Here is a 13,905-nt window from a genome sequence, read left to right as displayed (position 1 = left end):
GCAAGCGACAAGCTGTAGAGCTCGTCGGACTTGCAGCTTGCAGCTTGTGCCTTGTGCCTTGTGCCTTACAGCTCAGCGTTTAAGCTTGCGCTTATTGCGATATTGGTCGATCACCACCGCCACCACAATAATCAAGCCCTTGATGATGTCTTGGATATACGCATCCACCCCTACAAAGGTAAACCCGCTGGCCATCACGCCCAGAATCAGCGCGCCGATCACGGTGCCGGTGATGCGCCCTACCCCGCCCGCCAGGCTGGTCCCGCCGATCACTGCGGCGGCAATCGCATCCAGCTCATACGACATGCCCATGCCGGCCTGACCCGTGGCGGCCCGCGCCGAGGCAACCACCCCGGCCAGCCCCGCCAACAGACCGGCGATGCTGTAGACGATGATCAGGTGACGCTTGACGTTGATCCCCGACGTTCGCGCCGCCTGCATATTGCCGCCGATGGCATAGGTGTACTTGCCGTACTTGGTGTAACGCAGGGCGATATGAAAGATCACCGCCACCACCAGGAAGATGATCACCGGCATCGCGCCGTGGCCGATCGCGGTGTAGGAATCAGACAGCATGCTCACCGGCTGGCCTTCGGTGTAATAGCGGGCCAGGCCACGGGCCGAGACCATCATGCCCAGGGTGGCGATAAACGGTGGGATCCCGGTAACGGCGATGATGCTGCCGTTGATCGCTCCCGCCAGCAGCCCAACTCCCAGGCCCATGGCGACCGGAATCCACACCGGCAAGTCGGTCAGGCTGGGAAACACCGCCCGCGAGAAGTCCGACGTCTGCGCCAGGCTGGCGGCGATCATCGCCGACAGCGCCAGCACCGAACCCGAAGACAAGTCGATCCCCGTGGTAATGATCACCTGGGTCACGCCGATGGCCAGCAAGCCAATGATCGACACTTGCAGGATCATCAGTACCAGGCGCTGGGAGTTCATCAGGAAACTCTGATCGCGCACGATCCAGCCAAACACCTCAAACACCAGGCCGATGCCGATCAGCACCAGGAAGATGCTCAGCTCGGTGGGCATTCGACGCCGATGTTTGACCGGCGCCGAGGCTGGCTTGTTATCCGTTATTGCGTTCATAACCATTCACCTTTTTTATTCTGAAGCGCAGGCCAACCGCCGGCCCGCGCGGCGGTGCGTCAGTGGACTGCGGTCATACCCGAGGCCAGATGCATGACTTTTTCCTGGGTCGCTTCGCTGCGGTCCAGGGTGCCCATCAGTTCGCCTTCGTGCATTACCATCACCCGATCGCTCATGCCCAGCACCTCGGGCAACTCCGAAGAAATCATGATCACCGCCATGCCCTCGCTGGCGAGGAACGAGATCAGTCGATAGATCTCAGCCTTGGCGCCGACGTCGATGCCGCGGGTCGGCTCGTCGAGGATCAGCAGGCGTGGGTTGGTCATCAGCCAGCGGGCCAGTAGCGCCTTCTGCTGGTTGCCGCCGGACAAGGTGTCGATGCACTGCTCCAGCGACGGCGTTTTCACCCGCAGCTTCTTGCACATGTCTTCGCACAGTGCGCGCAGGGCTTTCTGTTGGATAAAGCCGTTGCCCGAATAGTGGTGCAATACGGCCATTTCCATGTTTTCCAGCACCGACAGACAGGGGAACAGGCCACTGAGCTTGCGGTCCTCGGTCAGCAGTGCAAAGCCTTTGTCGATGGCCATATGCGGGTCGGTGATGCGCACCGGCTCGCCGTCGAGGGTGATCTGGCCGCCGTCGGCGGGGGTGATACCGAACAAGGTTTCGGCCACGTTGGTGCGGCCCGAGCCCATCAGCCCGGCAATTCCGAGAATCTCCCCGGCGTGCAGGTCGAACGACACATCCTTGAACACCCCGTCCAGGCGCAGGTTGCGCACCGACAGCAAGCGCTCGCCGATGGGCGTTTCGCGCACCGGGAACAACTGGCTCAGCTCGCGGCCCACCATCATCGAAATCAGGCTGTCGCTGTCCATACTGTCGGCCCGTTGCAGGCCGATGTACTGACCGTCGCGGAACACCGCCACTTCATCGGCGATGGCGAACACTTCGTCCATCTTGTGTGTGATATAGACGATGCCTTTGCCCTGGGACTTGAGGTCGGCAATGATCGAAAACAGATGGGCCACTTCCTTCTCGGTGATGGCCGATGTCGGTTCGTCCATGATCAGGATGTCGGAGTCGTAGGACACCGCTTTGGCAATCTCGACCATCTGCCGCTCGGCGATGCTCAGGTTGCCCACCTGTTCCTCGGGGTCCAGGTTGATGCGCAAGCGCGCCAGCAAGTCGGCGGTGCAGCGGTGCATTTCGCGGTGGTTGACCATGCGCAGCCCATTGAGCTGCTCGCGGCCGATCCAGATGTTCTCGGCGATGCTCATGTGCGGCATCAGGTTGAGTTCCTGATGGATCATCGCAATCCCGGCCTTCTGCGCGGCCAGCGGGGTGTCAAATACGATCGGCTCGCCTCGCAGGCGGATTTCGCCGCTGTCGGGCTGGTAGATGCCGGCGATGATCTTCATCAACGTCGATTTGCCCGCACCGTTCTCGCCCATCAGCGCCAGCACGGAACCGGGGCGCACGCGCAGCTGTACATCGTCCAGGGCCACGACACCGGGGAAGCCTTTGCTGATGTTGAGGATTTCCAGCAGGTAGGGTTCGTCCAGCGCACGGGGCTGGATACCCGCAGGCTGCGAGGCTGTGGCTTGAGCGAGCATAGACAGGTACTCCATCGACAGGGCGGGCACGACCGCCCTGCCGGCTTATTATTGTGAGGTCGGGGCTACTTGAAGTCTTTGACGTTGTCCGGAGTGATCAGCTTGAACGGGATCACCACGTTCTGCTCCGTCGCCTCGTTTTTTGCCATCTTGCGCGCCGCTTCCACCGAGCCGACGGCCTGGCCCTTGGCGTCCTGGAATGCCGACGCAGCCATGTCCCCCTTGGCGATCGCGTTCAAACCGTCCGGTGTGCCGTCGACACCGGCGATCAACACACTGCCCTTTTCCTTGCCGGCTGATTTCAAGGCCATGGACGCACCGATAGCCATCTCATCGTTGTTGGCCAGCACCGCGTCGAATTCGCGGCCCTGGGTCAACCAGTCGTTGACCAGCGTCATGCCCTTGTCGCGTAGCCAGATCCCAGTTTGTTCCTGCTCGATCTTGATGTCCGGATACTTGGCCAGCACCTCTTTCACGCCCTTGGTGCGGTTGGTGGTGGAGTTGTTCGCCAGGTCACCCAGCAGGATCACGATCTTGCCCTTACCGCCGAGTTTTTCGGCGATGTACTGCATTTGCAGCTTGCCGGCTTCGACGTCGTCGGAGGTCACGGCCACGACATCCTTGGGCAGGTCCTTCTGATCTGGCCGGCGGTTGACGAACACCAGTGGGATTTTCGCGGCGGTGGCGGCCTTGATGATGTTGGCGGTCGATGCGGTGTCCACTGGGTTAACGATGATGGCGTCGACTTTCTGGCTGATAAAGTTCTCGACCTGGCTCAGTTGCTTGACCACATCGGCGCGGGCGTCTTCGAACTGTAGCTGCACGCCATCACCCTTGGGGTACGACTTGGCTTGCTTGTCCATGTCTTCACGCAGGTAGGTCAGAAAGGTGTCATCGAATGCGGACATGCTCACGCCCACTTTGATATCGGCGGCGCTGGCAAACCCACTGGCCAGCAGCATGGACAAGGCCAGCGCGGTAAAACGGATCGGGGTCTTCATGAACGGTCTGTCTCCACTTTCTTGTTGGTTTTGTTGGACGTTGCGTTGTTCAGAGCGAGGTGGGCAGTCGCACGACTGGCGCGCCGGGAATGCAGCACACCAGCGCGTCGTTATTTTCGACACACAGCACATTAAGGAAGGAGAAGTAGAACGGGCGGGTGCTGGGCAGACCGCGCGGCGCGGAGATGGGGCGTAAAACTCGCAGTACAGCGTTGAAGATTTTCATCTGACGGTACCTGGTTGTTTTTGATCTTGTTTTTGTTGAGCCGTGCGGATCGAGCCCGCGACGTACTTTTTGCAACCTGGAAAAGACTTTATTGGAAAATAATTTCCATATCAACTTGTTTTAGAATTTTATTCTATTTTTGTTGAAACCACCTGCTGGCGCTCGGCGCTCAGGCGTGCGGCGTCCAATATACGGGTGGTTTCCAGCGCGTCATAGGCGTTGACCGGCAGCGCTCCCTGGCCTTGTACGGCGGCTTGCAACTGACGATAGAACTGGGTCCAGCAGCCCTTCTCCGACGGCACGCGTTCACGTTCCGGGCCCTGCTCGAACCAGCCCCAGCGTCGGTGTTCTTCGGCGCCCCAGTGCTCGCCCTCGGTTTTCGGCGATTTGCCGGCCATCAGTGCTTCTTCCTGGCCGTCCAGGCCCTCGACGGTGTAACAGCCGGCGCTACCACTGACGCGAAAGCGCGGCGCCTGGCTGTTTTGCAAGGCATTGCCCCACAGGTGGGAAATCACCCCATTGGCATGGGTCAGAGACACAAAAAAACCGTGGTCGACATGGGGATGTTCGGCGCTGTAGTGCAATTGCGCGAATACCCTGTCCACCGGGCCGAACAGTTGCAGCGCCTGGTCCACCAGGTGGCTGCCTAAATCCCGCAGCCAACCGCCACCGCTGGCGTTACCCACCGCCTGCGGGCTGTAGCGTTCCACCCGCGACTCAAAGCGGCTGATGGTGCCCAAGGCGCCGGCATCGATAAGCTTGCGCAGGGTCAGGTAATCCGAGTCCCAGCGGCGGTTCTGATAAACACTGAGCAGCGTCCCCTGGCGTTCAGCCGCGGTAATCAGCGCCTGGGCTTGCTCGGCGTTGGCGGCAAAGGGTTTGTCGCTGACTACCGTCACGCCGTGTTCGATAGCTTCGAGCACCAGTGCCGGGCGACCTTTAAGCGTGGTGGAAATCACCAAGGCATCCACACCGGCTTCGACGATCTGGCCGATGCTGTTGAATGCCTGGACACCCGGGTGGTCGGCATTCAATTGCTGGCGCCGCTCGGGGGAACGGGTGACCACGCCGACAAACGTGGCACCGGGCAAGGTTGCAATCAGCGGCGCATGAAAGAAGCGCCCTCCATGGCCATAGCCAACTAGTCCAATTCGCATGATTGACTCCTTGATTGAAGTGCAAACCCAATCCAAAGGGGGAAGGAACCAGCCCTCCCCACCTTGACCGAGTGTCAGCCGTAGAAGCGTGGGCGCTCCGGCAAGCTGACCTTGACGATCTGCCCACTGCCCTGCGCCTCGATACACGCATCCGCCGCCACCGCCGCCGCATAGCCGTCCCACGCCGACGGCCCGCCCACCTTGCCGGCGCGTACGCTATCAATAAAGGCTTGCAACTCCACGTCATAGGCACCGATAAAGCGGTCCTTCCAATCCATCAGGATCGCGTTGGACAGCTTCGCCTCGCTACGCAGTTGCACCTGGGACGGTTCCGGCAATTTGGCGATGCCGCTCTCTCCCACCACTTCGCACTGGATGTCGTAGCCGTATTGGCAGTTCACGAACACTTCCACGTCGATGCGCGTGCCCTTGGCGGTTTCCAGCAGCACGATCTGCGGATCACGCAGATGGGCCAAGGCCCTGCTGGTCTTGCGTGGGAACACCACTTGCACCGACACGTAGTCGTCGTCGAGCAGCCAGCGCAGCACATCCAGTTCGTGGATCAGGGTGTCGGTGATTGCCATGTCGGTCTTGTAGTTTTCGCCCACCCTCGGGTTGCGGTGTGCGCAGTGCAGCATCAAGGGCTCGCCGATCTGGCCGCTGTCGATCACGGCTTTAAGGGCGCGATAGCCCTCGTCGTACGGGCGCATAAAGCCCACCTGCACCAGGCGCTTACCATGGGCCACTTCGGCGTCGACGATCTTGCGGCAGCCTTCGGCGGTCACCGCCAGCGGCTTTTCGCAGAACACCGGCTTGCCGGCGGCAATCGCGGCGAGCACGAATTCTTCGTGACTCGGCCCCCAGGAGGTCACCAGAACCGCTTCAACCTCGGCCGAGTTGATCAGCGCATGGCCGTCTGGGTACACCTCGGCGGCCAGCTGCAAGTCGGCAACTACCTTGGCGGCCTGGTCCAGATTGATGTCGGTCACCGCCACCACCTGGCTATTGAGCAAGGTCTGGCTGCAACGACGGATATGGTCGCGGCCGATGGCGCCGGTCCCGATAACACCTAGCTTCAAAGACATACACACACTCCTCTTGTTATTAGTACTGCCGGGCCTTGGCCAGTTGCTCGTTGAGTTTCTTCGCCGCCGCGTTCGTGCGTTCGCTGGTGGAGACCTGCGCCACCCCCACCCGCCACCAGGACAGGTAGCCGTGAACCATGGTTTTGGGCAGCACTTTAATGTCGATCAGGGTTGAGACGGTTTGCGTGCGCGCATCGGCCAGCGCGGCCTGTAATTGCTCCACGCTGCTGACTTTGTAGGTCTTGCAGCCATAGGCCGCCGCACTCATGGCGAAGTCCACCGGCACCAGGCCGCCGTCGAGCTGGCCGGTTTCGGGGTTGCGGTAGCGGAATTCGGTGCCGAAGCTGTCCATGCCGTTGCCGATCTGCAGGTTGTTGATGCAACCGAAGGCCATGTTGTCCAGCAGCACCACGTTGATCTTGCGCCGCTCCTGAATCGAGGTAGCCAGCTCGGAATGCAGCATCATGTAGGAGCCGTCGCCGACCAGGGCATAGACCTCCTTGCTCGGCTCGGCGAGCTTCACGCCGAGGGCGGCGTTGATCTCGTAGCCCATGCACGAGTAGCCGTATTCGACGTGGTAGGTGTTGACGCCCTTGCTCCGCCAGGCGCGCTGCAAATCGCCAGGCAGGCTGCCAGCGGCGGCGACGATAATTGCATCGTCGGCCACCGTCTCATTGAGCACACCCAGGACCCGGCTCTGGGTCAGGCACGAGCCGGTCAGCTCGATAAATTCCCGCAGTACTGCGCGGTCCAGGTGGTCATCCACTTCCGGCACAAAGTCATCGCCGTGGTACTCCACTTGATGCACGCGGTCGACTTCGGCGTCCAGTTGCGCCTTGGCGTCGGCAATCTGCTCGCCCCAACCTGCGCGGTAGTCACCGAGGGCATCGGTCAATGCTTGAAGGGCTACCTGCGCATCGGCCAGCACCTGCACGCCATCGAGTTTCAACGCATCGGCGGGGCTGATATTGAGGTTGAGAAATGTCACATCCGGGTGCTTGAACAGGGATTTGGACGAGGTGGTGAAGTCGGTGTAGCGCGTGCCGACGCCAATGATCAGATCGGCCTCGGGCGCCAGCAGGTTGGCCGCCAGGCACCCGGTTTCGCCGATGCCGCCGACGTTGAGCGGATGGCTGGACACCACCGCGCTCTTGCCCGCTTGCGTCTCGGCGAAGGGAATTTCGAAGCGCTCTGCGAACGCTTGCAACGCCGCATTCGCACCGGAGTACTTGACCCCGCCACCGCAGATGATCAGCGGTTTACGTTTGCCTCGGATGGCCGCCAGCGCATCGCCAAGCATCGCGGCGGTGGCTGGGCGACGCTCGATACGGTGCACGCGTTTTTGCAAGAAGTAATCCGGATAGTCCCAGGCTTCGGCCTGCACATCCTGGGGCAAGGCCAGGGTCACGGCGCCGGTTTCCGCCGGGTCGGTGAGCACGCGCATGGCGTGGATCGCGGCGCTCATCAGTTGTTCGGGACGGTTGATGCGGTCCCAGTACTTGCTCACGGACCGAAACGCATCGTTGGTGCTGATGCTCAGGTCGTGGAACTGCTCGATCTGTTGCAACACCGGGTCGGGCTGGCGGCTGGCGTACACATCGCCGGGCAACAGCAACAACGGAATGCGGTTGGCCGTGGCGGTGGCCGCCGCAGTGAGCATGTTCGCCGCACCCGGCCCGACCGAAGCAGTGCATGCATACACTTTGCGCCGCAGGTGCTGTTTGGCAAAACCGATGGCCGCGTGGGCCATGCCCTGCTCGTTACGGCCCTGGTGCACCACCAGGTCACCGCTGTCCTGCTCCAGGGCCTGGCCCAGGCCGAGCACATTGCCGTGGCCGAAAATCGTGAACACGCCGGCGACGAACTTGCTCTGCACGCCATCGACTTCGATGTACTGGTTGTCCAAAAACTTCACCAGGGCCTGGGCCATGGTCAGTCGGGTGGTGGTCATGTTGCGCCCCTTATCGTTTCTGCAGATGGGCGATGCTTGCCCCTAGCGCCTGCTGGATATCCGTCATTTCATGCACGCTGGCGGCGAACGGTTCGAACGACAGGTAACCGCCGTAGCCGCTGCTGAGCAGGGTGTCGATTTGTGCGGTATTGCCGAGGATGTCGCCCTCGCCCACCAGCACGCGGTGGCGGTCGCGGATCGAGTTGAGTGGCGCGTCGGTCTCTTCCACGCCGGAGATATGCACCAGCCCGGTCAATTGCGGGAAGAATTCCTGCTCGCCGGCCAAATAGTGGTGGAAGGTGTCATGCACCAGACGGAACACATCCAGGCCGCCGATGGCCTGGATCGCATCCACCGCCACGCGCTTGCGGCGCATTGCACACGCTTCAAAACCCAGAGGCTCGATAAAGCCGAGGATGCCGTACTCGCGCAGGATCGGCGCCAACTCGCTCAAAGCCGTGCGCAAACCGGCAGCACGCTGGGCCTCGTTGCGCGTATCACCGGGCTCGTTGAACGGGCACATCACCAGGCCCTGGGCGCCGCATTCACGAGCATAGTCGGCCATGGCGATGGCCTGGGCGCGACGTTCGTCGTTCCATACATCGAACGGGTACAGCGCGTTGATCGACAGCACCGTGATGCCCTGGGCCGCGCACGCTTCACGTACATGGCTGGCCGGGGTGCCGTATTCGATCTGGCGACCTTCGAGATCGTTACGGATCTCAATGGCATCGCACTTGAGCGAAGCCGCCAGCTGGATGAACGCGTCCAGTGACAGGTGCGGAGCGACCATGCGGTTAAGGGCAAAACGTAAAGGCGAATACATTGTTATTGTTCTCCGTCCAAACCGCTCGATCAAAGGTCCAGCAGCCAACTGTGCTGCGGGTCGTTATGGAAATGCCAGGCACGCTTGGGGCCGGCCATCACGTTCAGGTAATAGGACTCGTAGCCGTACGGCACGCTGACCGGGTGATAGCCCTTGGGCACCACCACCAGGTCGCTGTTTTCCACGGCCATGGCCTGGTCGATGCTGCGGTCGTCGGTGTACACCCGCTGGAACACAAAGCCTTGGGGCGGGTTGATCTGGTGGTAGTAGGTCTCTTCGAGAAAGCTCTGGTGCGGCAGGTCGTCGGTGTCGTGTTTGTGCGGCGGGTAGCTCGACGAATGCCCCGACGGCGTGCGCACTTCCACCACCAGCAGCGAATGGGCCGGCGCGCTGTCGGGCAGGATGTCGCACACATAGCGGGTGTTGGCGCCTTTGCCGCGCACGCTGCGCTTGCAGTCCTCGGGACGGATCAGGCGTGGTTCGTAACCCGGCGCGCCGGGAGCGGCGCACACGGCAATCTGCACATCGCTCAAGGCCGTGACCTGGGCGTCGGTGCCCGGCGGAAGGTACGCGGCGAACGGCGACTTGTCCTCGAACACCGACTGGCGATCACCGAGGTTCTGCCAGTTGAAGCCTTCGCCTTCAATATTCACCCGGCCACTGAGCAGCACCAGGCACAGCTCTTTATCACCGGCGCTGACCGGCAGGGTTTCGCCCAGGCTCAGGCGGTAGGCCGAGAAGCCCACGTACTCCAGCCGCCCTGCTTCCAGGGCAACCATGGTTTGCCCGCGTTTGCTGCTTTTGACCAACAAGCTCATCACTCAAGTCCTCTCGTTGAGAAGCGCACGCAAGGTGTCGTAGCCCTTTTTCGCATAGATATAGCTGGGCGCCACGGCCGGGTCCTGCTCGGCCTCCACCACCAGCCAGCCTTGATACTTAGCGGCCAGCAGCACATCCAGCAGCTCGGCAAAGTCGATATCGCCATCGCCGGGCACGGTGAACGTGCCGTTGACAATGCAGTCGGGGAAGCTCCACATCTGGTTGCGCGCCAACTGCACCACCGGCTTGCGCACGTCCTTGAAATGCACATGGCAAATGCGCCCGATGTGTTTGCGCAGCACTTCGATAGGTTCGCCGCCGCCCATGTAGCAATGGCCGGAATCGAACAGCAGGCCGACCTCCGGCCCGGTGCGCTGCATCAGTTGATCGATGTCTTCAGGAGACTCGACGTAAGCGCCCATATGGTGGTGGTACGCCAGGCGCACGCCCTGGGAAAGGGTGAAGCGCGCCAGTTCGGTGAGTTTGTCGGCGTAGTCCTGCCAGGCCTGTTCGCTGTGGAAACGCGGGCGTTCGATCAGGCGAATGCGCGAGCCCTGGATCGAATCCGCCACCTCGCCGTACACCAGCACATGGGCGCCGTTCTGCTTGAGCAGCTCGACATGGCCGGCGATGGCTTCGATCTCCTCGGCCACCGAACGCCGGGCCAGGCGACTGGAATACCACCCCGACACCAGCGCCAGGTCATAGGGCCGCAGCACATCGCCGACGCCTTTGGCGTCCTTGGGGAACTTGCCGTTGAGTTCGAAACCTTCGTAGCCGATGTCCTTGCCTTCGCTCAGCGCGGTGCTTAGCGGCGTTTCACCGCCCAGGGCCGGGAGGTCGTCGTTGCTCCAGGAGATCGGGTTGATGCCAATTCGGATTGCGGGCATGGCTGCACCTTTATTATTTTCAGGTATCACTGAGTTCTGCTTTTTGTGGGAGAGAGCTGGCGCCCTCCCACATTGGAATTGCAGCGCACATTCAAAGCTGTGGTCAGGTTCGCGCGCTGCGCCAGGCGTTGATCAGTTGTTCGAAGTTCGCCTGCACTTGCTGAATTAGGGTCTCATCATCGATCTCCCCCGCCATCCACAAACGGCTGGGTTCCTGAAAGATCGTGCGGCCCACCGCAAACCCTCGGCACGTCGTGCTCTGACCGGCCTGCTGGAACCCGGTCGCCAAACAGTCCGCCGAGGCATTCAAGCCCAGCAGCACCACACCACGGCAGTACGGGTCGCGCTCCTGGATCAGCTCATCGAGTTTTTTCCAGTCTTCGGCCGACTGCGCCTCGATCTTCCACCACGCCGGGTAGATACCCAGGTTGTACAGGCGCTTGAGGCTACGGTAGAGCACATCCGGGTAGGTGGATGGGTGATCCTTGGGTGGGATGACTTCCAGCAACAGCTCATGGCCGCTGACCAGGGAGGCGTCGTACACCGCCTTGAGTTGCGCTTCCTGCTCCAGGCGCAGCAAGGGCTCATCGTCGGGATGAAACTGCACCAGGCACTTGATGATCTGCTCCTGGGGCCAGGCGATCAGGTTGCTGCCAATGGACCGGCCATGCTCGAAGGCCAGCGGCCGCGAGTTCTGCACTTCCACCGGCCGCGCGATCCACCAGCCGCGCCCGCTGGCCGCATTGAGTGCGTCCTGGCCGAAGCGCTGGTCGGCGAGCAGGCCCACATCGGCCTCCACGCCCTGCTCGGCGAGCTTGCGCTCCACCCGTTCGACGGCCTGGATAAACAACTGCTTGATGTCGCTGATGCGCGCTGGGTCCTGGCCACCGCGTTGGGCCAAGTCCACCAATTGCCAGCGATGGTCGAAGGCGAAGATAAACAGCTGCTTCCACTGTTTGCGCGGCACCGTCACCCGGTGCAGGCGTTGCAGGGTCTGGTCCTGATCGGGCCGGGTGATCGGCACGGGGCTGCTGAACAAGTAATCCAACTCCGCCGGCGTGGGCATGGCCGGCGCGCAGGCATGGCGCGATACAACCAGCCCGCCGCAGGCATTGGCCAACTGGCTGCAACGCTCGTCGCTGGCGTCATTCAACCACCCGCTGAGAAAGCCCGACATAAAGGCATCGCCGGCCCCCAATACATTAAGCACTTCCACCCGCACGCCGGGGTAGATCGCACCGTCTTCCAAGCGCGCCGGGATCGCGCCATGGATCACCGTGCACCCTTGCGGGCCGAGCTTGACCACCAGCGTCGCCGGGGTCAGCTCACGCACCGTGCGCAAGGCCGTGAGCAAATCCTCGCTACCGCCCGCGATCAAAAACTCTTCTTCGGTGCCGACGATCAGATCGAAGCGCGGCAGGATGTTCTGCACATGCTGGCTGACATTGCGGTCGGCAACAAAGCGGGTTTCGCCGTCGGCCTTGCCCGCCAGCCCCCACAGCACCGGGCGGTAGTCGATATCGAGCACACGTTTGACGTTATGTTTGGCCGCGTAATCCAGGGCCTGGATGCTGGCCTTGTACACACCGTCGGTGGAGAAATGCGTGCCGGTGATCAACAGCGCCTTGCTGGAAGCGATAAAGGCTTCATTGATGTCTTCAGCGCGCAGGGCCATGTCGGCGCAGTTTTCGCGGTAGAACACCAGGGGGAAGGTTTCGCGGTCCTTGAGGCCCAGCAACACCAAGGCGGTGAGGCGTTCCGGGTCGACCTTGATGCCACTGACATCGCACCCTTCGCGGGCCAGGGATTCCACCAGGAAACGCCCCATATGGTCGTCGCCCACGCGGCTGAGCATCGCCGACTTGAGCCCCAGCCGCGCGGTGCCGAAAGCGATATTGGCGGAGGAACCGCCGAGGTACTTGGCGAAACTGGACACGTCCTCAAGCCGTGCACCGACTTGCTGTGCATAGAGGTCGACGCCCAGGCGCCCGAGGCAAATCAGATCCAATTGACGCCCACTGGCAAAACGAGTCTGGCCCATGCTGGCTCCTGTTATTTTTATCAGCCTGCGTTGTGCCGCCGTGGCGACGGCAAACGCTCTTGGTGGAGCAGACTAGAACGTTCAGCGGCACCAATCAATATTTATTCCATATTTATTTTTAGTGGAATATTTTTTCCAATAACCCGGCATAATGGTCCCCCTAGCCGGCGTGCATCGTTTCAGCACGCCACACCGGCCGTGATGTCGGGGTATTTTTTTGCGCCTACCCTGTAGACTGACGCCACCCATCAGCGCAACAGACGAACACGCCAGAAGGATTGCCCATGTCCCGCACCGATCCCGAGACCACCCTGGAAGACACCATCGCCAGCCCTCCGATCAATGCCGAACGCCTGTTGCAGCTGATTACCGACGAATACGAAAGCCTGCCGCGCCAGCTCAAACGCATCGCCAGCTACATGAGCCAGCAAAGCGACCGCATCATGGTCGACCGTATCAGCGACATTGCCCGCGAATGCGAAGTGCACCCCTCGGCCATCGTGCGTTTTTCCCAGCGTTTCGGGTTCAGCGGGTTCAGTGAGATGCAGGCGCTGTTCCGCGAGGCTTACACCCACAAGACCACCCCGGTGCAGAATTACCAGCAGCGCATCCGCAGCATGATCGCCAACAAGTCGCAGAAGGCCAGCGGCGGCGACCTGGCGCGCGAGTGCGTGAATGCCACCCTGTCCGGCATCGAGCGTCTGGGGCTGGAGCTGGACGACGCAATGTTCGAAAAAGCCGTGGACCTGGTGGTCAATGCCGACAACATCTACGTGGTTGGCGTGCGCCGCTCCTTCGCGGTGGCCGACTACCTGGTCTACAACCTGCAGCACACCAACAAGCGCATCCACCTGATCTCCGGCCTGGGCGGCAGCTACCGCGAGCAGATGCGCAGTGTGCGCGCCAATGACCTGGTGATCGCCATCAGCTTCACGCCCTACGGCAAAGAAACCCAGCACTGCCTGCGTATCGCCCAGCACCACCAGGCCAAGACCCTGATCATCACCGACAGCAACCTCTCGCCCCTGGCCAAGCGGGCCAACGCGGTGCTGCTGGTAAACGAGGGTTCTTCGTTCGCATTCCGCTCACTGAGCGCCACGCTGTGCCTGTGCCAGGCGCTGTTCATTGCGGTGGCGTACCGCCTGGAATTGAAAGTGGACGAGATTCACGAGCAGGTCGGGTTCGAAGACTGAACTCGCGG

General features: G+C 61.5%; 12 protein-coding genes. 1 reads left to right on the top strand and 11 read right to left on the bottom strand.

What is annotated here, in order from left to right; genetic code table 11:
- Positions 1-72 precede the first annotated feature (72 nt).
- The 11 genes from ACFZPT_RS16015 to iolC form a co-directional block, all read right to left on the bottom strand.
- Positions 73-1,095, bottom strand: coding sequence for an ABC transporter permease (locus ACFZPT_RS16015; protein ID WP_034097004.1), 1,023 nt, complete (start codon positions 1,093-1,095; stop codon positions 73-75).
- Positions 1,096-1,154: 59 nt separating this feature from the next.
- Entirely contained in the window at positions 1,155-2,708 is a 1,554-nt protein-coding gene (locus ACFZPT_RS16010) for a sugar ABC transporter ATP-binding protein (protein WP_034113130.1), read from the bottom strand.
- Between the two features lie 65 nt (positions 2,709-2,773).
- Positions 2,774-3,709: a sugar ABC transporter substrate-binding protein gene (locus ACFZPT_RS16005; protein ID WP_034097002.1), complete on the bottom strand. Its 936-nt coding sequence runs from the start codon at positions 3,707-3,709 to the stop codon at positions 2,774-2,776.
- A 49-nt stretch (positions 3,710-3,758) separates the two neighbouring features.
- Positions 3,759-3,935 carry a hypothetical protein gene (locus ACFZPT_RS16000; protein WP_167389885.1) on the bottom strand — a complete coding sequence of 59 codons (177 nt, stop codon included), beginning with the start codon at positions 3,933-3,935 and terminating at the stop codon, positions 3,759-3,761.
- Between the two features lie 128 nt (positions 3,936-4,063).
- Positions 4,064-5,092, bottom strand: coding sequence for a Gfo/Idh/MocA family oxidoreductase (locus ACFZPT_RS15995; RefSeq protein ID WP_047881901.1), 1,029 nt, complete (start codon positions 5,090-5,092; stop codon positions 4,064-4,066).
- A 74-nt stretch (positions 5,093-5,166) separates the two neighbouring features.
- Positions 5,167-6,177, bottom strand: a complete 1,011-nt coding sequence (locus ACFZPT_RS15990; RefSeq protein ID WP_034113125.1) for a Gfo/Idh/MocA family protein — start codon at positions 6,175-6,177, stop codon at positions 5,167-5,169.
- Between the two features lie 19 nt (positions 6,178-6,196).
- Positions 6,197-8,128: a 3D-(3,5/4)-trihydroxycyclohexane-1,2-dione acylhydrolase (decyclizing) gene (gene iolD / locus ACFZPT_RS15985; RefSeq protein WP_379555461.1), complete on the bottom strand. Its 1,932-nt coding sequence runs from the start codon at positions 8,126-8,128 to the stop codon at positions 6,197-6,199.
- A gap of 10 nt (positions 8,129-8,138) precedes the next feature.
- A complete protein-coding gene (locus tag ACFZPT_RS15980; protein ID WP_034096998.1) occupies positions 8,139-8,954 on the bottom strand; it encodes a TIM barrel protein in 816 nt (271 codons plus the stop codon).
- Between the two features lie 29 nt (positions 8,955-8,983).
- Positions 8,984-9,772 carry a 5-deoxy-glucuronate isomerase gene (gene iolB, locus ACFZPT_RS15975; RefSeq protein WP_034096997.1) on the bottom strand — a complete coding sequence of 263 codons (789 nt, stop codon included), beginning with the start codon at positions 9,770-9,772 and terminating at the stop codon, positions 8,984-8,986.
- 3 nt (positions 9,773-9,775) lie between these two features.
- Entirely contained in the window at positions 9,776-10,663 is an 888-nt protein-coding gene (iolE, locus tag ACFZPT_RS15970; protein ID WP_034113121.1) for a myo-inosose-2 dehydratase, read from the bottom strand.
- Positions 10,664-10,766: 103 nt separating this feature from the next.
- Complete coding sequence (gene iolC, locus ACFZPT_RS15965) at positions 10,767-12,704, bottom strand: 5-dehydro-2-deoxygluconokinase (protein ID WP_034113119.1); 1,938 nt, start codon at positions 12,702-12,704, stop codon at positions 10,767-10,769.
- A 284-nt stretch (positions 12,705-12,988) separates the two neighbouring features.
- On the opposite strand from iolC, the gene ACFZPT_RS15960 reads away from it, so the two are divergent.
- Positions 12,989-13,897 carry a MurR/RpiR family transcriptional regulator gene (locus ACFZPT_RS15960; RefSeq protein ID WP_034096994.1) on the top strand — a complete coding sequence of 303 codons (909 nt, stop codon included), beginning with the start codon at positions 12,989-12,991 and terminating at the stop codon, positions 13,895-13,897.
- Positions 13,898-13,905 lie beyond the last annotated feature (8 nt).

Source organism: Pseudomonas sp. MD330_10 (assembly GCF_042610415.1).
In the GTDB taxonomy this organism is placed as follows: Bacteria; Pseudomonadota; Gammaproteobacteria; order Pseudomonadales; family Pseudomonadaceae; genus Aquipseudomonas; species Aquipseudomonas rhodesiae.
The sequence above is the reverse complement of the archived record's forward strand: the minus strand, read 5'-3'. Positions and strand labels throughout refer to the sequence as shown.